Origin of the sequence: Paenibacillus sp. KS1, from assembly GCF_001680695.1 — a bacterium.
Taxonomy (GTDB): Bacteria; Bacillota; Bacilli; order Paenibacillales; family Paenibacillaceae; genus Paenibacillus_B; species Paenibacillus_B suaedae.
Genome location: NZ_MAIS01000042.1, coordinates 28,886 through 50,145, shown reverse-complemented (window position 1 = coordinate 50,145; position 21,260 = coordinate 28,886). Strand labels below are relative to the sequence as shown.

At 48.0% G+C, this 21,260-nt stretch carries 19 protein-coding genes and 1 pseudogene; 4 read left to right on the top strand and 16 right to left on the bottom strand.

What is annotated here, in order from left to right:
- Positions 1-478 (top strand): annotated as a pseudogene (locus BBG47_RS29935) (hypothetical protein); the annotation flags it as partial.
- Here the strand turns inward: BBG47_RS29935 and BBG47_RS15455 are convergent.
- The 10 genes from BBG47_RS15455 to BBG47_RS15410 all read right to left on the bottom strand — a co-directional run bounded on the left by BBG47_RS15455 (position 475) and on the right by BBG47_RS15410 (position 9,773).
- Complete coding sequence (locus BBG47_RS15455) at positions 475-1,152, bottom strand: hypothetical protein (RefSeq protein ID WP_065292421.1); 678 nt, start codon at positions 1,150-1,152, stop codon at positions 475-477. The pseudogene BBG47_RS29935 and the gene BBG47_RS15455 sit on opposite strands and share 4 nt — an antisense overlap.
- 202 nt (positions 1,153-1,354) lie before the next feature.
- Positions 1,355-2,422 carry a sulfate ABC transporter substrate-binding protein gene (locus BBG47_RS15450; RefSeq protein WP_065292432.1) on the bottom strand — a complete coding sequence of 356 codons (1,068 nt, stop codon included), beginning with the start codon at positions 2,420-2,422 and terminating at the stop codon, positions 1,355-1,357.
- A gap of 68 nt (positions 2,423-2,490) precedes the next feature.
- Entirely contained in the window at positions 2,491-3,642 is a 1,152-nt protein-coding gene (locus tag BBG47_RS15445; RefSeq protein WP_065292420.1) for a sulfate/molybdate ABC transporter ATP-binding protein, read from the bottom strand.
- 2 nt (positions 3,643-3,644) lie between these two features.
- The gene (locus tag BBG47_RS15440) at positions 3,645-4,451 is read right to left on the bottom strand and encodes a sulfate ABC transporter permease subunit (protein WP_065292431.1); all 807 of its coding nucleotides are present in this window, start codon (positions 4,449-4,451) and stop codon (positions 3,645-3,647) included.
- A 110-nt stretch (positions 4,452-4,561) separates the two neighbouring features.
- Entirely contained in the window at positions 4,562-5,377 is an 816-nt protein-coding gene (gene cysT, locus BBG47_RS15435; protein WP_065292419.1) for a sulfate ABC transporter permease subunit CysT, read from the bottom strand.
- A gap of 288 nt (positions 5,378-5,665) precedes the next feature.
- On the bottom strand, positions 5,666-6,292 hold the full coding sequence (locus BBG47_RS15430) for a hypothetical protein (protein WP_065292418.1): 627 nt from the start codon (positions 6,290-6,292) through the stop codon (positions 5,666-5,668).
- A gap of 200 nt (positions 6,293-6,492) precedes the next feature.
- The gene (locus tag BBG47_RS15425) at positions 6,493-6,813 is read right to left on the bottom strand and encodes a LysM peptidoglycan-binding domain-containing protein (RefSeq protein WP_094183171.1); all 321 of its coding nucleotides are present in this window, start codon (positions 6,811-6,813) and stop codon (positions 6,493-6,495) included.
- Between the two features lie 253 nt (positions 6,814-7,066).
- Complete coding sequence (locus tag BBG47_RS15420; RefSeq protein ID WP_021256370.1) at positions 7,067-7,669, bottom strand: TetR/AcrR family transcriptional regulator; 603 nt, start codon at positions 7,667-7,669, stop codon at positions 7,067-7,069.
- Between the two features lie 14 nt (positions 7,670-7,683).
- Entirely contained in the window at positions 7,684-8,316 is a 633-nt protein-coding gene (locus BBG47_RS15415; protein WP_028531700.1) for a YigZ family protein, read from the bottom strand.
- Positions 8,317-8,417: 101 nt separating this feature from the next.
- Positions 8,418-9,773 carry a glucose-6-phosphate isomerase gene (locus BBG47_RS15410; RefSeq protein ID WP_065292417.1) on the bottom strand — a complete coding sequence of 452 codons (1,356 nt, stop codon included), beginning with the start codon at positions 9,771-9,773 and terminating at the stop codon, positions 8,418-8,420.
- A gap of 290 nt (positions 9,774-10,063) precedes the next feature.
- On the opposite strand from BBG47_RS15410, the gene BBG47_RS15405 reads away from it, so the two are divergent.
- A complete protein-coding gene (locus BBG47_RS15405; RefSeq protein WP_065292416.1) occupies positions 10,064-10,963 on the top strand; it encodes an NAD(P)-dependent oxidoreductase in 900 nt (299 codons plus the stop codon).
- 249 nt (positions 10,964-11,212) lie between these two features.
- Here the strand turns inward: BBG47_RS15405 and rarD are convergent, their stop codons facing one another.
- From rarD to BBG47_RS15385, 4 genes are all read right to left on the bottom strand, one after another.
- Positions 11,213-12,166 carry an EamA family transporter RarD gene (gene rarD, locus BBG47_RS15400; protein ID WP_065292415.1) on the bottom strand — a complete coding sequence of 318 codons (954 nt, stop codon included), beginning with the start codon at positions 12,164-12,166 and terminating at the stop codon, positions 11,213-11,215.
- 280 nt (positions 12,167-12,446) lie between these two features.
- Positions 12,447-14,465 (bottom strand): transketolase, encoded by a 2,019-nt coding sequence (tkt, locus tag BBG47_RS15395; protein ID WP_028531697.1) that lies wholly within the window; start codon positions 14,463-14,465, stop codon positions 12,447-12,449.
- 304 nt (positions 14,466-14,769) lie between these two features.
- Positions 14,770-15,675 (bottom strand): formyltetrahydrofolate deformylase, encoded by a 906-nt coding sequence (gene purU, locus BBG47_RS15390; RefSeq protein WP_065292414.1) that lies wholly within the window; start codon positions 15,673-15,675, stop codon positions 14,770-14,772.
- 190 nt (positions 15,676-15,865) lie between these two features.
- Positions 15,866-16,987 carry a deoxyribonuclease IV gene (locus tag BBG47_RS15385; protein ID WP_065292413.1) on the bottom strand — a complete coding sequence of 374 codons (1,122 nt, stop codon included), beginning with the start codon at positions 16,985-16,987 and terminating at the stop codon, positions 15,866-15,868.
- A 126-nt stretch (positions 16,988-17,113) separates the two neighbouring features.
- On the opposite strand from BBG47_RS15385, the gene BBG47_RS15380 reads away from it, so the two are divergent.
- Both BBG47_RS15380 and BBG47_RS15375 read left to right on the top strand, forming a co-directional pair.
- The gene (locus BBG47_RS15380; RefSeq protein WP_021256378.1) at positions 17,114-17,584 is read left to right on the top strand and encodes a DUF2621 domain-containing protein; all 471 of its coding nucleotides are present in this window, start codon (positions 17,114-17,116) and stop codon (positions 17,582-17,584) included.
- Between the two features lie 120 nt (positions 17,585-17,704).
- On the top strand, positions 17,705-18,622 hold the full coding sequence (locus BBG47_RS15375) for a TIGR01777 family oxidoreductase (RefSeq protein WP_285853180.1): 918 nt from the start codon (positions 17,705-17,707) through the stop codon (positions 18,620-18,622).
- 185 nt (positions 18,623-18,807) lie between these two features.
- Here BBG47_RS15375 and BBG47_RS15370 read toward each other — a convergent pair whose 3' ends face one another.
- Complete coding sequence (locus tag BBG47_RS15370; RefSeq protein WP_065292411.1) at positions 18,808-20,700, bottom strand: DUF6382 domain-containing protein; 1,893 nt, start codon at positions 20,698-20,700, stop codon at positions 18,808-18,810.
- A gap of 16 nt (positions 20,701-20,716) precedes the next feature.
- Positions 20,717-21,226 carry an A24 family peptidase gene (locus tag BBG47_RS15365; protein WP_083189334.1) on the bottom strand — a complete coding sequence of 170 codons (510 nt, stop codon included), beginning with the start codon at positions 21,224-21,226 and terminating at the stop codon, positions 20,717-20,719.
- Between the last annotated feature and the right edge of the window lie 34 nt (positions 21,227-21,260).

The window sequence follows — 21,260 nt, the reverse complement described above, 5'->3', positions numbered from 1 at the left end:
TACGGGGGCTACTGGGGCAACGGGCGCTGCTGGTGTTACGGGGGCCACAGGACCTCTGATCACTTCCAATTTTGCCGTAATTGATGGTGGTTTTCTTCCGTCGCCGGTCCCATCGGGAGGAACCGTTCCATTTAATATGGCTCCAGTTATTAGTGGGACATTGATCTCTCAGACGCCTCCTTCGCCAGACATCTTGCTTGCAGGCGGACACAGCTATCTGGTCAATTGGGAAGCATCGGAAATAACAATCACATTACCGCAATCTTCATCCATACAATTCATATTGACATTGAACGGCACCGAAATCCAATTCAGCTTTGTTTCAGCCCCTCCGAATTCGCCAGTTGGCATCCATACGTCAGGGACGATGATTGTTACCACTCCACCGGGACCAGATAGCGTGCTGAATCTTGTTAATACTTCTTTGTTTCCAATCAACAACGTAGGAGTAACGTTCACAATCGTAGCGATCACTTAACCTGGATTTTCATCTGTATTTGATATAGATATTTCACTCTTAATAGAAAGAACCGACATGGGGAGCACTAGAAGCTTAGCTAGTGGCTCTCCTCTTTGGATCCGACATTCCTTCAAGGGTTCGAACGCCAGTGGCAAGCCTATTCTCTCCTGAACTCTTGCCAATGTCGGGCCATGAAGCATTCCAGGATAGATGGCGAATCTCCCGTCTTGCGTTTCGAGTGGTTGTATAAGGATGAAATGTTGTTTTGGGATCTCTACACTCCAACCTTGCCTCCATTCAAATGTACCTTCTCCATTCGGAAGCAGCATCGGATAATAAAGTCCGTTGTACTTGTATTCGTGGATTTTATACCAACCTGCGGGCGAAATGCCGATGACGACATCATTTTTATGTGCCCAATCCTCCATGGGAACCATATGCTTAAGACGGGCAAAATCTGTGGGATCCTGAATGGAAGTTTGGATTTCCTTTACGGGCTGAATATCAATGTCGACCGGACAGTAAATGGTCCAGCCCAATTCTTTTGCCATCCGGTACGGCCAACATAGGCCTTTGACGCGCTTCGTTTTAATCCATCTCGAGCTGTCATCAGGCCACCTTTTATCCACTATCTTTTCCTGAGCGGGCAGTATTGCGAAGTCCAACAACTGATTGAACTTTACGCTGGTCATAGGCTACTTCCTTTCTTAGAAAAGTCATTCGTGACGAATCTATGCACTCAGTCAAGGATTTATGATAAGCCCCTTTTGTTTTCCGTTCTCCATCACCTATTCCGAAAATAAAAAAGAGAGGGCATTGTACCTATCACCCTCATTTCCGTCTAACCATACCCCATAATTAACTCGTTTTTAGCCTTGTGCAAAGGAATATTGATCATTCTATTCCCGCTAACACCTGATACCAAACTCCCCGATTGCTGTACAATTTCTCCCTAACCTCATCCCATCCGCCCATATCATCGATATGAAACAAGCCATCTGGGACGGGATAGGCCTTGATGGTCTCTTTAGCAACCTGCTCATTCACAGGACGGAAGCCTGCTTCCGCGAACATTCGCTGCGCCTTCGGCTCACGCAAATAAGCGACGAGCGCTTCCGCAGCTTCCTCAACTTGGTGCTTCCTCGCATATTTCCTCACAACAACAACTGGATTCTCGATTAGAATCGTATGCTTAGGAAGAACCATTTCATAAGGTACGCCTTCACGCTTGCGGGACAGGATCTCATTTTCGTAGGTCACGATTGCATCCCCAACACCATACTCAAATGCCGCCATCGACGCTCTGCCGCTCTTATCCATGGACAGTACATTATGATGGACGCGCATCAGCAGCTGCTTGGCAAAAGGCAGCCCATCCTTCCCTTGCTCAGCTGCCATCTTCAACCCTGCTCCGTATATGGCATTAATATCCCACTGTGCTCCACCTGATGTCTTCGGGTTCGGATATAAGACATTTACCCCTTCACGGGTCAAATCCGTCCAATCCCGAATGCCGAGAGGATTGCCTTTCCGTGTACCTATGACAGCAACAGAACGAGTAACCATTCCCTGATAAGCATCCTGTTGCTTCCAATCTGAGTTAATCAGCTTCGCACGTTCAAGCTTATCTATATCCCCTTCCATGGCGAGAAGGGCTACATCCGCTTCCATCCCGCCGGCTATCGCTCTGGCCTGAGTACCGGAGGCTTCATAAGACTCCTGAAAGACCACCTTCTTCCCCGTTTTCGCCTCCCAATCGGCAGCGAATTGTGGGAGTATGCGCCCTAGTGCGTCCTTCACAACTGAGTAGGCACCGATTACGATAGTCACGGTATCCTTGTCAGAAGCAGAGATCTGCTTCATGGCTAAGGCCCTCTCCGTCCCATTTCCGTCTTGATCGGCTGACTTACTGCTACAGCCCGGCAGTACCACAAGGAGTGAGAGTATGATCACCGCCATCATTGCTGTAAGCCTATCTCTGGTCTTAATTCGGCTCAAGGGTGTCCTCCCCCCTCGAACACGATCCGTGTTCAAATATGAACCGGCATCGGGTCTTCTTTTAACGCATTTTCCACTACCCAACTCCGACCCCCCTCGAACACATAGATGCGATGGACAAGCACCTGCACCCAATCCCCCGCCTGCAGCATTGGCTTCTCCAATGAACGATATGTTTTCAATATCATGTCGCCAACTTCAATAGCCACCATCCATTCACTCCCACGAAATTGGAGCGACCTCACGGTGCCGTGTATGCAGGCAGATGCCATTTTCAATTCACCAGGCAAGCCCACCTCAATATATTCAGGACGAATCAATGCCTTGAATGCATCTCCGAGTTCCTGAAGCGTCTCCCGAACAGCCTGCGTCTCTAGTACAGCTTCTACAGGATCAGCTGAATAAGGAATAGCCGTCTGAAGTGACGACGAGAGAGTCTCGAATCCCCGCAGGGAGTCCAGATCCGAAATAATCGTCGATTCTCCAATAAATTCAGCCACGAATGGAGTGTTCGGTGATTGATAAATATCCCACGGTGTCCCTTTTTGCTCCACACTTCCCTGATTAATAATCATGATCTCATCAGCAACTTCAATCGCTTCATCCTGATCATGGGTAACAAAGATGGAGGTAATGCCAACCCGTTCAATCAGTTCCCTCAGCCAGCTTCGCAGCTCCTTGCGAATCTTGGCATCAATTGCAGCGAATGGCTCATCCAACAGCAGCAGCTGTGGCTCAGGGGCCAATGCACGCGCGAAAGCTACACGCTGGCGCTGGCCTCCGGACAGCTGGTGCGGATATCTTCGCTCAATCCCAGACAACCCGGTTAGCTCGAGCAGCTCTGTAACTCGCTCACGGATGCGATCCTTGGGCCATTTCTGAATCGTCAGCCCAAAGGCAATGTTGTCATAGACGGTCATATGCTTGAACAACGCATATTGCTGGAATACGAAGCCGATGCCGCGCTGCTGGGGCGGGATTTCATTGACCCGATTCCCTTGGAATCGAATTTCACCGCTGTCTGGCTGCTCTAGGCCAGCTAGCATGCGCAGTACAGAAGTCTTCCCGCCACCGCTCGGTCCGAGCAAGCCGATAAGCTGACCTGCTTCAATGGAGAAGCTGACGTCGCGCACTGCATGATAGGAACCGAACCATTTGTTGAGCTGATTTACCTCAATATGCATCGTCAATGCACTCCTTTGCGTCCTGCGTGACGCTTCGCCCATTCCATGACGAGCAGCAGGAAGATCGAACTGAATACAAGTACTAGGGCCAAGCTGCTGGCCGCCGTAATGTTGAAGTTCTCCACGTCTTGGTATACAAGTGTCGTTGCGGTCTGCGTCTTGTTCATAATATTGCCGGATACGACAAGAATGGCGCCAAATTCACCAAGGGAACGAGCTATGGTTAGAACGACTCCATAGAGCACTCCCCATCGTATAGATGGCCATGTTACCTTCCAGAAGGTAGTCCAATCATAAGCGCCAAGCATCGACGCAGCTTCTTCCTGCTGTGTCCCAATTTCCTGCAGGACGGGCACGACTTCTCGGATAAGCAGCGGGAATGTCACAAATAAGGTGGCAAGCACCATACCCGGGAACGCATATACGATTTGGACGCCCATGTTCGCAAATAACGTCCCCATAATCGTCTGCGGCCCTAACAAGAGTACAATCATAAATCCGCCTATAATCGGGGATACCGCAAAAGGGAGATCGATAATCGCATTGAGTAATCGTCGAACAAAACCATTTAACCAGCCCCCTCTTACAAGGACGATCGATAACCATACACCAAACACAACATTAAGCAGCGTCACAACGCCTACAACAGCTGCTGTAACTCCAAGTGCATGAAGCGACTCAGGCCGAAGCAGGGAGGCGAGGGCTGAACCCCAACCACCTTGGAAAGCTCCCAACAGCATTTGCAATAATGGAGCAATAAGTAATGTAATAAATACAGCGTAAGTCAGAATGATAAGCAGCAACTGCAGCTTAGAGCGTGAGTGTGGGTGTGGATCATGTACAGCTGCTGAGGATTGCGAGGCAGTTAACACTTGATGCGGTTCTTCTGAAGAATTGGGCCGATGATAAGGAGTATGCTTCATAACGATTTCCTCCGGTTCTGTATCCAATGAATCGCCCATAAGACTATGAATGATAAGGTCAACAATAAGACAGAAACGACTGCTGCCGATTGAGGGTGGTCACTTTCAATTTCACCGAAAATGTATACAGATGCAACGAGCGTCTTCCCCGGTATGTTCCCAGCGACGAGCACTACTGCTCCGAATTCAGCCATTGCCCGGGAGAAGGCAAGCATTGCACCACTCACAATGCCTGGCCTCATACGCGGCAGCGTAACACGAGTGAACGTGTACATACGGGACGCGCCAAGCGTATAAGAGGCTTCTTCTTCAGACAAGTCGGCCTCTTCCAAGAGCGGCTGAACTGCCCGAATGACGAAGGGAAAAGTGACGAAGACCATAGCAGCTACAATAGCGGGCTCTGCAAAAACAATTCTCCACCCCATAGATTCTGCCAATCTCCCAATGAAGCTTCCTGGCCCGAGCAGCAGCAGGATCATCAACCCGCCTACCGCGGTGGGCAGAGCGAATGGCAAGTCTACCAAGCTATTCAGCCAAGTTCGCCCGACGAAACGATAGCGGTGGAGCACCCAAGCCGACAATGTTCCGATGACAACGTTGATCGCCGTTGCAATGATCGCCAGACGGAACGTCAGCGCCACTGATTGCCATGCAAGAGGTTCCATGAGACTGTCTACAAATGTGCTCCAACCGCCATAGAACGATTGAGCATATATGCCGCCAAGTGGTACCACAACCAGCAAAAATACGTATAGAAGCAGCGTGGTTCGAAACCCCCACAACGCTCCACGATAGCGCAGTACTGCGTTCACCTTCGTCCCTCCATCTACGTAAACTCAACTCTTTATGTCCATTATTCCAACTTATTTACTTGGTAATGGTTTTCACCACTTTACCAAAAAATAGATGACACCGTCAATACAAAGATTGATTTATAACGCCCAATCTGTAAGTGAACCTTATGCAACTTATTCGAAACCCTTATGATAGGTGATAACCCAATTTCATGTGATATGGACGATGAAGCCGCCGTTTCGATTCGCCAGATGGAAGCACAAAAAAATCCGCCGATTGCATTTCCTGCATCAGACGGACTTTGCTTACATGTATTTCCACTTTTTGAATAAGGTGACTTTCTGTTGTTCGACATGCATCTGAATCCAATACCGCATCCCGCTATCTGAATCTTGAAATAGAAAGACTCCACGATCCTGGCCCTTCTCCGAAAGGATTCGAAGTGTTCGTTCATTCGCTTGCAATCGGTCTACAATAAAAGCTCGCGCCTTCATCTGAAGTTCTCCTGCATCGTCACCCTGTACATTCCCCTCTGCAGACGGCCTCAGAATGCCGAGCTTGTATAGCTCTCCCGTCTTCAGGTTCACTTCCCCATAGAAACCGCTTATGCCGCCCCGCCGCTGCTCCATTCCATTGATCGTACCAATAAAGGCAACATGTCCTTCATCCGACTTGGTATCCTCTTGGTTCGGAAAATATTTTGAAAACCCACATATCAGGTTCCATTCCTGATCATTGATCTGAACATCATACAGCTTGTACAGTTCTTCTTTCACAATAAGAAGAACCTTCTCTTTATTAATCGATTTCTCTTTGCCATAATCGGTTACGACTTGATTCACCTTGTCGTAAGTATGCTGAACGGCTTGTCCGCATCCTGCCAACAGCCAGCTGATCGCCACGACCGCCAGCAGCAGCGCTGCCTTCTTCATCCTTCATCTACCCCGCTTCATCCCATCGGTATGGTTAGATTCTACCTCTCTATTCCCCATACCTACTACTTTACATGAAGTTTGTAGAATGAGCATCTGAATCTGGTCACAATTCAGCTTACAATATTGTCATCTTCACCGTCTATTGGCAAGAGGAAGGGCGCCCAACACATTGGACACCCTGTCATCGAGCAGGCCATTCAACTGCTCGTCACTTCTCTGCCTTGCAATTGCGCGACTTCCCGCTGAAGGCGGCGAACTTGTTGTTCAAGAATCGTAACACGCTGTTCCAAATTGATCCCTCCTGGAAAAGGAGGAAATGGTTGCGTTGGCGGGAGAGGCGGTGGCGGCGGAAATGGAAATGTCCCCCCTCCACCCACAGGGAATCGAAGCACTTGCCCCACATATACAACATCCGTATTCGTTAATTGATTCGCTTGAATGAGGGAAGACACCGGAACCCCATACCGATTTGAAATCGTGAACAAGGAATCTCCAGGCTGTACTATATACTCAATCATGAAGACACACTCCTATCGAAGTATTGGCATGAGTGTACACCATAAGATGGAGATGTTTTATCCTGATGACCTGTGCATGTAAGTACAAGTCACTGTATTGCTTTAACATAAAAAAGCCCCCTTACGTCTAATTGCCTTTCACACACATGCCGATAACCCGAAGCTGGGCTATCGTCACTATATGTGCAGGAGAACAGAAACGTGAGAAGAGCTTTTTTATATCGATTTATCATTGAAATGAGAATGCAAGTGACTATGCCGTCTGTGCTGACTCCAGCGTTCTGCGGCATAAGAAGCGAACGTGAGCTAGCGCCGCCGGCTTCACCTCATCAAAGGTGACTTGATCTTGAATGTAAAAGGAGATGAATCCATGCATGGCAAGAAAAATGCTTCGTGGGATATTATGTCGTTCCTGCTCGGTATGAATGCTGCTCACGAGCGTCTGTCTCACAATCGTCGAGAACAATTCCAAGCAACGACCTTGTTCTGAGCGGGCATACGCGAGCAATTCTTCATCCCGCGTCATAAACATAATTTCATAGTGGTGCGGCTGCTCGAGACCGAAGCGGATGAATTCTAGCATCACCTGCTCCATCTTGGACAACCCATCGGAAGGAGCCTGAACCATAACACGTTCGAACAGCCGTCCCAAACGCTTGAAATCTTCCTGTACGAGCGCGTAGAACAGTTCCGCTTTGTCTTTGAAATGATAATAAAGCGATCCGTGGCTATACCCTAATTGTTGGCCGATACTTCGCATGGAGATAGCGCGGTATCCTTTCGTGACAAACAAGTGGCGCGCCACTTCCAAGATTCGCTCTCGCGATAGCTCTTGATCCACTGCTTTTCTTGGCATAGAGGTTGTTCTCCTTATTCCCCTTCGATATAGTAAATAGAATCTCCCTTCCGAATAACGGCTTGACCTTGCGTCAAATCCGTAATCCACGCCATAAACCGCTCTGTTTCCGACACAACGGGCAAACACGTCAATGTCACTTTGTCGGTAAATTGCGTTTCTCCCATCCTCGTCTCTCTATTTCGCAATTCATTCTCAAGCTTGCCAAGCCAAGTATAATCGATTTCTACAAAAACCTCTTGATGCAGCACCTTCACAATCGCATCTGCCGCTTCAATCGCTGCAACAGCTCCATCTGTATAGGCCCGAATCAAGCCGCCTGCCCCAAGCAGAATACCCCCGAAATAGCGTGTAACGACAATGGCGGTATTTTTCAGACCTTGATTCTTCATCACTTCCAGAATGGGTTTGCCTGCCGTGCCGCTTGGCTCTCCGTCGTCGGATGCCTTCTGAATCTCATCCCGCTCGCCAATGACGTAGGCGGAACAATTGTGTGTGGCGTTCCAGTGCTGTTTCTTGATTTCTTCTATAAAAGCAATCGCTTCTTCCTCGTTGGCAACTGGCTTGCCATAACCGATAAAGCGCGACTTCTTGATGACGATCTCCTTGCTGCCAAATTGGCGCAACGTCTTATATTGTTCTAGCATGAAGATTCACCTTCCGAGATTGCCAAGAAAGCAGCCCCCCATGTTGGAGAACTGCTTTCACGGCTTGTTGCCTATCTAAGCTGTTAACTCTTGCCGCCCGCTTATTCGGACAATCTTGCTTCCAATTCCGCTTTTTGGACTTCGAATCCTGGTTTGCCGAGCAAGGCGAACATATTTTTCTTGTATGCTTCCACACCAGGCTGATCGAACGGATTCACTCCGAGCAGATAGCCACTGATGCCGCATGCTTTTTCAAAGAAGTATACCAAATATCCGAACGAATATGGCGTCATGTCTGGAATCGTCACGACCAAGTTCGGTACATTACCGTCTGTATGTGCCAGCAAAGTGCCTTGGAATGCCTTCTTATTCACGAAGTCGACTGTCTTGCCTGCGAGGAAATTCAAGCCGTCCAAATCATCAGCATCTTCTTCAATCGTGATGTGATGCTTCACTTCTTCTACTTGAATAACCGTCTCGAACAGGTTGCGAGTTCCTTCTTGAATGAACTGCCCCATCGAGTGAAGGTCAGTCGAGAAGTCAACGGAGGATGGATAGATCCCTTTGTTGTCTTTCCCTTCGCTCTCGCCGAACAACTGCTTCCACCATTCCGACACATAGTGAAGGGATGGCTCGTAGTTCACGAGAATTTCTGTTGTCTTGCCCTTACGATACAGCGCATTGCGTGCTGCTGCGTATTGATAGCTGAGGTTCTCTTCGACGTTCGGATTGCTGAACTCTTCCGAAGCATCACGAGCACCTTGCATCATCTCGTCAATATCAATGCCAGCGACTGCGATTGGCAATAGACCAACCGGCGTCAATACGGAGTAGCGGCCGCCTACATCATCTGGAATGATGAATGTCTCGTAGCCTTCTGCCGTTGCCAACGTCTTCAGTGCGCCCTTCTCACGATCCGTAGTAGCAAAGATACGATTCTTCGCTTCTTCCTTGCCATATTTCTTCTCTAGCAAGTCTTTGAAAATACGGAATGCAATTGCTGGCTCCGTTGTTGTACCCGACTTGGAGATAACATTGATTGAGAAGTCCTTGCCTTCAATTAATTGCATCAGATGCGTCATATAAGTCGAGCTGATGTTGTTGCCTGCGAAGTAAATTTCAGGTGTGTTGCGCTTGTCCTTCGGAAGCATGTTGTAGAAGGAATGGCTCAACATTTCAATCGCTGCACGAGCGCCCAAATAGGAGCCGCCAATCCCGATAACAATAAGCACTTCAGAATTCGATTGAATGCGCTTAGCTGCTGCTTGAATGCGCGCAAATTCTTCTTTATCGTAAGCGGAAGGTAGATCAATCCAGCCTAGGTAATCGGAACCTGCTCCTGACTTATTATGTAATTGCTTATGCGCTAAGCGAATGGGCTCTTTAAAATAATCAATTTCATGCTGACTTACGAACGCCAACGCCTTGCTGTAATCAAAGTGCACTTTTTTTGCCATCGTACACCCTCCTCGAGTATTGGTTGACTTTGCCACTTTAACCCACGAAAATCAATATAGTCATAGGATACTGGATTTTGGTCGGAAACACAAGGGAACGCGTTTCATTGAACGAGAATCCACGATAAAATAAATTTATAACATTGCATAAATTTGCATATGAATACGCTCTCACCATCTTTCTCTGCTGATTTGTTTGCTTGATTCCTTGTCTCCGCCACTGACAAATATGGTACACTAACATCATCGAAATCATGCGAATCATTCACAGTGCGAGAGGATGAGAGACAATGAAGGCAGCAGTACTTGGATTAGGCACGATGGGTGCGCCAATGGCAGCCAATCTGCTTAGCAAAGGATTCGAAGTAGCCGTATACAATCGTTCCACAGATAAGACCGTTCCATTAGTTGAGCAAGGTGCGACTGCCGTACATCTACCGCGTGAGGCCGCAGCACAATCCGATGTCGTAATTACCATGGTTAGCGATGATTCCTCCATAGAAGCGATCTATTACGGAGAAGACGGGGTACTCGCAGGTGTTCGCTCCGGTCATATCGTAATTGACTGCAGCACCATATCTCCTTCTCTGGTTCAACAGCTCGCAGCAGCCTGCGCCGAACGGGGAGCCCAGTTCCTTGATGCTCCTGTAACGGGCAGCAAGCCTGCAGCCATTGATGGAACACTTGTCTTTATGGTCGGCGGTGAAGAGACAGCCCTGCAACAAGCTATGCCCGTGTTGGAAGCAATGGGACGAATGATCGTTCATATGGGCCCTAATGGCAGCGGCTCCATCACGAAGCTGGCCCACAATACAATTGTCGGCATTAACAATGCCGCTCTGGCGGAAGGGTTTGCAATGGTATCCAAGGCAGGCGTGAATCCCGAGGCATTCCTTCAGGTTGTGCGCAACGGCAGTGCAGGCAGTAAGGCTGCTGAACTGAAAGGTGAGAAGATTATTGCAGGCAACTTCGACAATCAATTCTCCCTGCAGTTAATGTTGAAGGACTTGAAGCTCGCTTCCGTGCTTACTGATACGATGCAGTCTCCGACACCTATGCTGGAGGTTGCCAAGAGTTTGTTCCAAATGGGCCAAACCTCAGGCTTTGGGGAAGAGGATTTATGTTCACTTGTGAAAATCTACGAGCAATGGATTGGTCACCCGATCGGACATAGCAAGAACAACGAGTAGGATAAGCCTAATTCTAGATGTTTTATACACCAAGGGAGTGCACGGAATACACCGACACTCCCTTTCATTATTCGTTTCAATTTCGATACTCACGATAAAGCCCAATAAAATTATTCACTAATAAGCTTTTCATCTTCACTACTGCATTTTCTGCATTGTCAGACGGTCTCTTTCTACGAAACCTGCAGACCTTGTATGATAAGCTTTTTTTGTGAAAACAGAGCGTTCACTTGCATAATGAGCTTTTCTCTATGAAGCTGTATATGAGCTATCCGAAGGATTCTGAGCTTGGGAAGCTTGCTTGGATGCTTTGGTATTCCTTACGATTCGAGAGAGCGAAAATACAGCTAATGCAATCCATATCAAGGCGAATGCAAGAAACTGTGGAGTCGTAAATTCTTCCCCGAACACAAACAAGCCAAGCAGCAACATGATCGTAGGTGCAATATATTGCAGGAAGCCTACAAGGGTAAATGATATTCGCTTCGCACCTGTAGCGAATAATAGCAGCGGAATTGCCGTTACAATTCCCGCTCCCATTAGCAGCATGATTATAGACGCTTCTTTATCCCACAGCGGGATCCCATTAGGATTGAAGAAGAAAAGAAATACAAGCGCAAACGGCGTCATGATCAAAGTTTCCACCGTTAACCCTGTCCATGGGCCTACAGATACCTTCTTCTTAATGAGTCCATAACAACTGAATGTTGTCGCGAGCGTCAACGCTGCCCAAGGAAAGCTGCCGTAATATACGGTCAGGCATATAACCCCTGCTGCTGCGATGCCAACTGCTGACCACTCCGTCTTCGTCAACCGCTCCTTCAGGAAAAATGTCGCGAGAAAGACATTAAGCAAAGGGTTGATATAATATCCAAGGCTTGCTTCCACTACATGCGCACTTTCCACAGCAAAAATATAAACGAGCCAGTTGATGCTAATTACAACGGAAGCCACAATGATACTTATAGCTTGTTTCTTATGGGTGAGCAGCTGCTTGATTTCTGCCATAGTGGACTTCCACTTCCCCAGCAATGCCAACAGGACAATCATGAATACTAATGACCAAATAATCCGATGAGCCAATACCTCTGCTGCTGGCACAGAGCCGAGCAGCTTCCAATAGATCGGAAGGAAGCCCCAAATAATATAGGACAGCCCGGCGGCTGCGATACCGGTCGCATAATGATTTTGCTTCTGTTTCACTCGTTTACTCCTCGCCCTATCCTTAATGATTTAATATATAAATTTTATTATATCAGTTCAGACACAATATTAGGATGATATTTACAGATAAAATAGATCACAACACGAACAAGGCCGCTACAACAGGGGACTTCCATCTCTGGTACCCGTTAAGCGGCCTTGTTCATTGCCGAGCCCCCTCGCCTAAATCGGCTAGAGAACGCACTTATTCTTATTTGCACCTAAATAGGAGTGAATCGAATCTTCCCTATCCAGTGATTTGCTTCATTCGTTTCGTGTATTACAGCAATGCCTTTACACGACTCACTACGTTTTCAACGGTGAAGCCGTACTCGCTGATGACACGGTCTCCAGGAGCGGAAGCGCCAAATGTGGAGATACCAATGATGTCGCCTTGGTCTCCTACATAACGTTCCCAACCAAATGGTGAAGCCATCTCGATTGCAAGACGAGCCTTCACATCTGGAAGCAATACGGAGTCTTTATACTCCTTCGATTGCTTCTCGAACAGATCCCAGCTTGGCATGCTGACAACACGTACTTGAATGCCCTCTTCAGCCAATGCTTCTTGAGCGCGAATCGCCAATTGAACTTCAGAGCCTGTCGCAATGATTTGCGCTTGAGGCTTGCCGTCTTTCGCATCGGACACAACATAAGCTCCGCGAGCAACACCTTCGCGGGAAGCTGCTACGCCGCCTTCCAAGATAGGCAGGTTCTGACGTGTAAGCACAAGCACGACTGGGTTAGATTGGTTCTGTAATGTGTATGCCCAAGCAGCGGATGTCTCATTCGCATCTGCTGGACGGATTACTGTTACGTTCGGGATGATACGTACAGACGCAAGCTGTTCGATAGGCTCATGAGTAGGGCCGTCTTCCCCAACTGCAATACTGTCATGCGTCAATACATATGTGACTGGCAATCCCATCAATGCAGACAAGCGAACAGCAGGCCGCAGGTAATCCGTAAATACGAAGAACGTACCACCAAACACCTTCACACCACTATGCAATGCCATACCGTTCATTGCAGCCGCCATTGCAAATTCACGCACACCGAAGTAAATGTTGCGGCCGTCGTATTGGCCCGGACGGAACGCAGTCAGATCATTCAGATGTGTCATTGTGGAGCTTTCCAAGTCAGCAGAACCGCCTGTCAGGTTCGGAACGTTCTTCGCAAGACCGTTCAAGGCATTTCCAGATGCGACGCGGGTGGACAATGCTTTGTCTCCTGCCGCATATGCCGGAAGATCCTTATCCCATCCCTCAGGAAGCTGTCCGCTAATTGCAGTTTCGAATTGCTTCGCAAGCTCAGGGTAAGCAGCTTGATAAGCTTGGAACATCTTATTCCACTCTTCGTTCGCCTGAATGCCCTTCTGCTTCACATTTGTATCGAAGTGGTTGTATACCTCTTCAGGTACGAAGAAGTCCTCGTGTCCCCACTTATAGAATTCCTTCGTCAGCTTCGCCTCATCAGCGCCGAGTGGAGAACCGTGTGTACCTCCATGTCCGCCCTTGCCTTGCTTGTTCGGGCTTCCGTATCCGATTACGGTCTTCACTTCGATCAATGTCGGCTTGCTGGAATCCTGCTTCGACTTCTCAACCGCTTGCGCAATTGCAGCAAGATCGTTGCCGTCTTCAACAAGCAGCGTGTTCCAGCCATAAGCCTCGTAGCGCTGACGCACGTTCTCGCTGAAGGACAGACCGGATTCGCCATCCAACGTAATATCGTTCGAATCGTATAATACGACTAATTTACCTAATTTCAAGTGACCTGCAAGCGATGCTGCTTCACTAGCAACACCTTCCATCATATCTCCATCACCACAAATAACAAACGTATGATGATCGACAACGGAATAGCCGTCACGATTATATGTTGCACCCAGTTGTGCTTCTGCCATAGCCATACCTACAGCCATTGCAATTCCTTGTCCAAGTGGACCAGTTGTTGCATCTACACCAGCTGTATGTCCGAACTCCGGATGACCTGGAGTTTTGCTTCCCCATTGGCGGAAATTCTTGATTTCTTCCATAGGAAGGTCATATCCGCTGAGGTGAAGAAGGCTGTACAGCAGCATGGAACCATGTCCAGCGGAAAGAACGAAACGGTCGCGGTTAATCCATGTTGGATTGGTCGGATTGTGCGTCATCGCCTTCGCAAACAGATGGTATCCCATTGGAGCAGCACCCATTGGCATGCCCGGGTGACCGGATTTCGCTTTTTCAATCGCATCAATGGCAAGTGTTCGAATCGCTGCCACCGATAGCGCGTCAATATTCATTTGGTTTGCAGTCATTGCTGATTTCCTCCTTGTCCCTACTCATCACAAGCTGAAAGCTATACAGAACAAATGAAATTGCGTAACTACCAAGCTTGTACGCTGTGCTCTATTTTGCATTCATTGTACCATTACTAGCCCATTCGATGCTACTTTAACGTGTGAAAAGCTATGGATATCAAGATCTAGTATAACCGAACTTCATGCTCAACTTAACAGTGGGATTATATAGTGGTGTTCAATCCCTAACCAGAGCAATTAAATAAAGCTGTTCCAGCCGCAGATTCAACTGCAAGCCGGAGACAGCCAGTATACCATCATTTTAATTAAACACAACCGTTTTGTTCTGATAAACGAGGATTCGATCCTCAATATGCCAATGCACAGCACGAGCAAGGACGACACGCTCAATCGTTCTGCCGATACGCTTCAGTTCATCCACATCCGCACGATGCGTTACGCGCTGAACGTCTTGTTCGATGATCGGCCCGCCATCAAGCTCCTCCGTTACATAATGGCCTGTTGCTCCAATCAGCTTCACGCCGCGGGTGTAAGCCTGTTGATACGGCTTGCCGCCAACAAATGCCGGTAGGAACGAATGATGAATATTAATAATTCGATTCGGATATTTCTCAATAAACTTCGGCGAAATAATTTGCATATAGCGTGCTAATACGATCAGGTCAGCCTTGCCTTCAACTGCTTCAAGCTGTTGGCGTTCAGCCTCTGGCTTGTTGCCTGATGTTACTGGAATATGAACATACGGAATTCCGAAGGACTCTACATATTCACGCATATCCGGGTGATTGCTCACCACCATCGCGATTTCAGCATCGAGATCGCCTGCTTGCCATTGCCACAGCAACTCAACTAGACAATGATCCTCTTTCGAGACAAAGATGGCAATTCGCTTCTTCTTGCTCACGCAAGAAATTCTCCACTGCATCTTGAATTCCGAAGCAATAGACTCGAATTCAGCCTGCAATTGAGGCAGCTTATCATCAAGCTGCTCCATATCGAATTCAATGCGCATGAAGAACATGCCGCCCTCTGGATCCATTGTATATTGATCGGACTGGACAATATTCGCTCCATGTTCATATAGAAATTTAGATACAGCAGAGACGATACCAGCTCGGTCCGGGCAAGAAATTAACATCCGTGCGCGATTGCGGGCTTGTTCCCCAGCCTGCTGAAGGGCATGAACCATCGTGTGTTGGTGCGTCATCTTTGTTTCTCCTCCATGAATTAGCGTTGCTTTCTGCAAATCTTACATAGATTCCCCATCATGATTTTTCTACTGCATCCCATGCTATCTTCATGCTTCACTCGTTTCTAAATTACCCGTACAGCCTACTTGTATCCTTCGGATGCTCTGCTTCTGCTGCGACTTAATCTCACACACAAGCTATAGCAGCTTATTTCCAGGCAGCTTGTCCAGCCAAGCAAACAGTCAGACGCTGATTAATCTCTTCCTCATTCAATTCAGGGAACAGGTTGGCTTCAGCAACCATATCATAGAGACGTTCCATCGGCTCGCGCGGATCTGCCTTTCTTGCTTTTGCATCCTTCTTGATAACATCCCATGTCGTCAATACGTAATCACGAGGGGATACATCCTGCTCTTTGAAGAAATGCTCAAGGCGCTCCACATCAGGGATAAAGCTTGCACCGAAACGCTTGTCTACATCACCGCGTAGAAGGGCGATTTCCGCTTCATACATCGGACGCTGCTTCTTCGCGTCCTTCCCGATCCACGGTGTCTCCAGAATAAATGGACGGCCAGCAAGCCCTTCATGATGCACGAGACGTTGAATCGCTTCAAAACCAAGCATTCCTGCACCGATTGGTGCGTGGCGGTCTTTACCGGCTCCAAGTGGATTTTTGCTATCATTAATATGAACAACGGCGATACGATTCAGTCCAACAGTACGATCGAAATGCTCCAATACACCATCAAGATCATTGACGAGATCGTAACCCGCATCATGAGTATGGCATGTGTCAAAACATACAGTTAGGCGATGATTATCCTCAACCTTCTCAATAATCGAGGCAATTTCCTCGAAGCTCCGGCCAACCTCTGTCCCTTTGCCAGCCATCGTTTCCAGAGCGATATTGACATCTGTATCTTTCGTATTGCTCAGTACCTCGTTCAATCCCTCTGCAATCCGGTTGATGCCGAACTCAGCATCTTTGTCGGTATAAGCACCTGGGTGAAGAACGATATTTTTCACACCGATGCAGTCTGTGCGGCGAATTTCTTCCTGGAGGAAATTAACGGCCAACTCAAACGTATCCGGCTTGTACGATCCAAGGTTAATAATATACGGCGCATGCACCACAATTTCACCGATGCCGTGCTTCTCCATCATTTCCTTGCCCTCTTCAATATATAGCGATTCAATCGGCTTACGACGCGTATTCTGCGGCGCCCCAGTATATATCATGAATGAGCTTGACCCGTAAGACAAAGCTTCCTTTGTAGCAGTCAACAGCCCTTTATCGGAAAACGAAACATGTGATCCAATTTTCAACATGTAATTGCTCCTTTCAAAATCATTTCCCCTTATTCTACAAGGATTATCGAAATAAATCTAGGAATGGGGTATAATTCGATGTAAGCATCTTAGTAAAAAGTACCAAAATACATGAGGTGAGAAATTATGCTTAGCTCGTCCACCCTTTTTCCAATGGCTGTCGATGGCCCAGGCCGTTGGTTTATGAATTCCATCGCATTTTGGACATTCGTCCTCTTAGGCTTCATGGCGATTGGAGGCTACTTCATGTTCCGCAAGTTTATGAAAGTACTCCCCATGAATGACGGGAAATCGAAGCTCGATTGGCAAAATTACTGGGTTGAGCAAAGCCGAAGCCTATGGACTGATGACTCCAAGGCATTTCTAGAAAAGCTTGTTGAGCCAGTTCCAACCCCCTTCCGTGATATTGCACGTCATTCGATTGCAGCCAAGATCGGACAGGTGGCCTGTGAGAGTGGTGCGGCAGAAGTAACGCAAGATCATTGCATTCAAGGCTACATCATGGCCACACCCAAGCGAGACTATCGAAGCCTCGTTAAATTTCTCGACAATAATGGAATCGATTATACGCCATATAAGCATTTGCTTAACAAATAATTCATGACTTTTCCCATCAGCAGAAATGGATGCGCCTACATAAAAATCATGATCGAGTACAATCACATCTTAGTTCTATCCATTCCATTAACGTGTTAGGAGGGATAAGACGTGAAAGTGATGATTTGCGGCGGGACTGGATTAATCGGCAGAGCCCTGGTTGACTTCTGGCTTCAAGAAGGACACGAGCTCATCGTCGTTACCCGCTCCCCAGCGAAGTTACATGCCTATAAGGGACGAAGTTCCATTCACGCTATTAGCTGGTCGGAGCTTGCCCATTGCCCAGAGAATTGCCATAACGTGGATGCCGTTGTAAATCTGGCGGGCGAGACGATTAATCAGCGGTGGACAAATATCGCAAAGAATCGTATTCTCTCGTCACGGATCGTTCCTGCAAGAAGAATTGCGGGATGGGCAGGCAAGCTGTCACGCAAGTTGCCCCTCTATATTAGCGCCTCAGGCATCTCCATTTATGGGCCTTCCGAGACAGGGACATTCGATGAGATGAGCAATGCGGGTGGAGATGACTTCTTGACCGATGTCATCTACCAATGGGAAGATGCAGCAGATCATGTTCCAGCCGCACGCTGCGTCAAGTTGCGGATTGCGCCAGTGCTCGCCAATGAAGGCGGGGCATATCCAACGATGAAGCTGCCGTATTTACTGGGCGTTGGAGGACGAATAGGCTCCGGGAAGCAGCCTTTATCTTGGATACATATTGCGGACATGGTTCGGCTGATTGATTTTGTCCTGCAAGACTCGATTGAGGGAGTCGTCAACGCCTCTTCCCCCGAATCCGTAACGAACGACGACTTCGGCAGAACGCTTGCGCGAGTATATCATCGCCGCCATTGGATGCCCGTTCCTGCTATAGCCTTCAAATTTCTATTCGGGGAAATGTCCTCACTATTGCTGGAAGGACAGCGTGTCTATCCCGCTAAAGCTCTGGAGCATGGCTTCACCTTCCATTATGGAACGCTGGAGAAGGCGCTAACCGAGCTGCGTAATTCGGGGAGAAATCGCACTACATCCCGATGATCAGAAAGCATCTGATTATCATTTCGAATGGGAGTGCGACTGTACTTACATGAAACGTAAAGTTGTAGATGTAAATGTCAGATCTATCTGATGTATATATTAGAATTCTCCACATGATTGATCTTAGTTACTCAGCAAGAACGGCATGACATAACAAAGAGGGTCAGACACACTATCTGACCCTTCTAACCAGCTCGGAATATATACTGCGAACGAGCAACTGCGAGCTTGTCCCCATCCTTCAACGGATAGAGCTTGTAGGGAATCAACAGTTCACCCTGCAGCTCCGTTCCATTTCTCGATCCCAAATCCCGAAGCTCTAAGTTGCCCTCTGACGTGCGAATCAATTCACAATGGTGCTTGGATACCCCCATGCTATCATTTCGATGACTCACCCCTTGCTCAGCACGCCCTATTATGAATGGAAATCCACGGAGTGGATGAGTTCCTACCACAGTTATTCCCGCTTCATCGAGCTGCTGCAGATATGGTTCCTGCTGCGAACCTTCCCCTTGCTCTTCCATTTCTCCAAGCATTACCGTTGCATCAATGCTCGAAGGGTTTAGCATTACCGTATGTTCGGTTAAAGCAGCATAATAGCGATCAGCCGTTGACATATTCGGAGCTTGATTCATCCCATCACCTGACCGTGATCGCAGCTCATTGTTGAAGGATTGTAGCCCCAATTGAGAAGTACTAGCCGGCATGCCAATTCCCTGTTGCTGCCCTATTCCCGCGATATCGGAACTTGAGACTGCTGCATGAGGGGCTATTTGCCCATTCATATATCGTCCGGATGACTCCCTAGCCCATGTCGGGGAAGAGGAAACGAATTCCTTATGCTGCTGGCCCCCTTTTGCATGATTGCTGTGTGCATCCCTTGCATCTGCAGCATGGGGGAGATGAGACAACTCCATAGACAAAAAGTCGGGAAGCCTATTCGGATTATTCCACCCATGGCTGGAGCTTGGTTGGAAATCCTGTTCATCAGCACTAACTCGGCTGTCCTTCTTCCGAGAGAATCGTTTGCTCCACCACATGCTGGGAATCCCCGTTAAATACATCGCTCCCAGTGCTATGACAGCAATGTTCCAAATGACAGTGTAAGTGAATACCTCCGATGTAGGTTGAGACATATATCCGAACTTCCAGCCTAATCCGGCTGCTGCAATTACGACAACCGAGGTTACCAAGGTATACTTCTTGGGTATCGGTGTTATTGCTTCGTTAGCCGTATCTGTGCCCGAATGGGTGCTATGCTCTCGATCATATCCACCCATGGCAGGATTCGAAATTGATGCAGCAGATGTAACAGGTATTTGCTCTTGCCCATCTGCAAAAGGCTTCGCCGTCGAATTCCAACTGTTCTTCCCCTGCTCATTGTGCAAGCCAGCTTGTCCATAAGCAACCTGCTGCTTAGGTTCACGCTCATCCCTTTCACCGCTCCCCGGGAAAAACTGCCCTCGTCCAGATTGATTGGGGTTCGCAGAAGTGCCGCCTGCTGTGCCCACAATTAAGGATTGCAGCAAGCCTCGTACATCTGCAAGAGTCGTCCCCTCCTGTGACAACAACTGGACAAGACACTGAAAGCCGTCACCATCCCAATGGCTCACATGGGAGGAGAGCAGAATACCTAATCGCTTCAATCCCTCTAGCCCCGCTTGGGGGTGCAAAGGCTCTTCTGTTGGAATGTACGCTGTATAAAGGCCGCTATTCCAGGAGTGCCCATCTACATAAATAAAACGCTCATGAAGCAGAATCTGATTCGGATGCAGCATATATGCACGGCATCCTTCCAACACATTGACCAGTTGGATCATCCATTCAAAATATTGAATTGCAGTAATCTGTAATGAACGCAGAACCTGCTCCAGCATTTTTTTACCACTAACATCGTACAAAAACGTGACCTCAAAATCGATTTCCCTAATTTCTATTGGAAGCAAATGAGGAACTTCGTTAAACCGCAGCATATTCACTTGATAGGTATCCAAGTCATTGGAATGAACCGCTGGTTCTCTCGTAAGGAGCATCCTCATCTTACCCTCGTGGATGAAATCCGACCGGTAACCATACATCGCTCCTCATCACCCCCTATATGCATAATTGAGTCCAATAAACGGTTGCCGCTGCAGGCAGTACCGCCCACATAAATGGAAAGGTCGCTTGGTTCAAGGTTAGCTGTTTCAAGGGTGTTACGGAGCGAAGCCAAAAAAATTGAATGATTGCGATCCCGATGCGACTCCACCTTCCCCCATGCCCGAACAGCATAATCCCTGCTGCAATCAGTCCCCCATAGATAATGGCATAGATAAACGTCTCCCATGCAAAATTAGCTCCCATGCTGGCGCCAATCGCTGCAAACAACTTCACATCCCCTGCCCCGACCGCACGCAGCAAGAATAGAACAAGCATGATCCCAAACCCACAGCCCGCTCCGAATAGACTGAACAGCAAACCGTCCCATCCACTTACAGCGCAATATCCAGTTAGAGCAGCAAGTACTATTGAGACCGTTAAATAATTTGGTATTTTACGAGTACGCAAATCCGTGGTGAACGCAGCCACTAGCAATATCCCACATAGCCAACTCGACCACATCATTTGGCAGCCCCCTTCTCCCATGCGGTATGACTCC

Coding starts and splice junctions, on each gene's coding strand:
- BBG47_RS15455 (WP_065292421.1), bottom strand. CDS start 1,152: ATGACCAGCGTAAAGTTCAATCAGTTGTTGGACTTCGCAATACTGCCC.
- BBG47_RS15450 (WP_065292432.1), bottom strand. CDS start 2,422: ATGATGGCGGTGATCATACTCTCACTCCTTGTGGTACTGCCGGGCTGT.
- BBG47_RS15445 (WP_065292420.1), bottom strand. CDS start 3,642: ATGCATATTGAGGTAAATCAGCTCAACAAATGGTTCGGTTCCTATCAT.
- BBG47_RS15430 (WP_065292418.1), bottom strand. CDS start 6,292: ATGAAGAAGGCAGCGCTGCTGCTGGCGGTCGTGGCGATCAGCTGGCTG.
- BBG47_RS15425 (WP_094183171.1), bottom strand. CDS start 6,813: ATGATTGAGTATATAGTACAGCCTGGAGATTCCTTGTTCACGATTTCA.
- BBG47_RS15420 (WP_021256370.1), bottom strand. CDS start 7,669: ATGCCAAGAAAAGCAGTGGATCAAGAGCTATCGCGAGAGCGAATCTTG.
- BBG47_RS15415 (WP_028531700.1), bottom strand. CDS start 8,316: ATGCTAGAACAATATAAGACGTTGCGCCAATTTGGCAGCAAGGAGATC.
- BBG47_RS15410 (WP_065292417.1), bottom strand. CDS start 9,773: ATGGCAAAAAAAGTGCACTTTGATTACAGCAAGGCGTTGGCGTTCGTA.
- BBG47_RS15405 (WP_065292416.1), top strand. CDS start 10,064: ATGAAGGCAGCAGTACTTGGATTAGGCACGATGGGTGCGCCAATGGCA.
- tkt (WP_028531697.1), bottom strand. CDS start 14,465: ATGACTGCAAACCAAATGAATATTGACGCGCTATCGGTGGCAGCGATT.
- purU (WP_065292414.1), bottom strand. CDS start 15,675: ATGACGCACCAACACACGATGGTTCATGCCCTTCAGCAGGCTGGGGAA.
- BBG47_RS15385 (WP_065292413.1), bottom strand. CDS start 16,987: ATGTTGAAAATTGGATCACATGTTTCGTTTTCCGATAAAGGGCTGTTG.
- BBG47_RS15380 (WP_021256378.1), top strand. CDS start 17,114: ATGCTTAGCTCGTCCACCCTTTTTCCAATGGCTGTCGATGGCCCAGGC.
- BBG47_RS15375 (WP_285853180.1), top strand. CDS start 17,705: ATGATTTGCGGCGGGACTGGATTAATCGGCAGAGCCCTGGTTGACTTC.
- BBG47_RS15370 (WP_065292411.1), bottom strand. CDS start 20,700: ATGTATGGTTACCGGTCGGATTTCATCCACGAGGGTAAGATGAGGATG.
- BBG47_RS15365 (WP_083189334.1), bottom strand. CDS start 21,226: ATGATGTGGTCGAGTTGGCTATGTGGGATATTGCTAGTGGCTGCGTTC.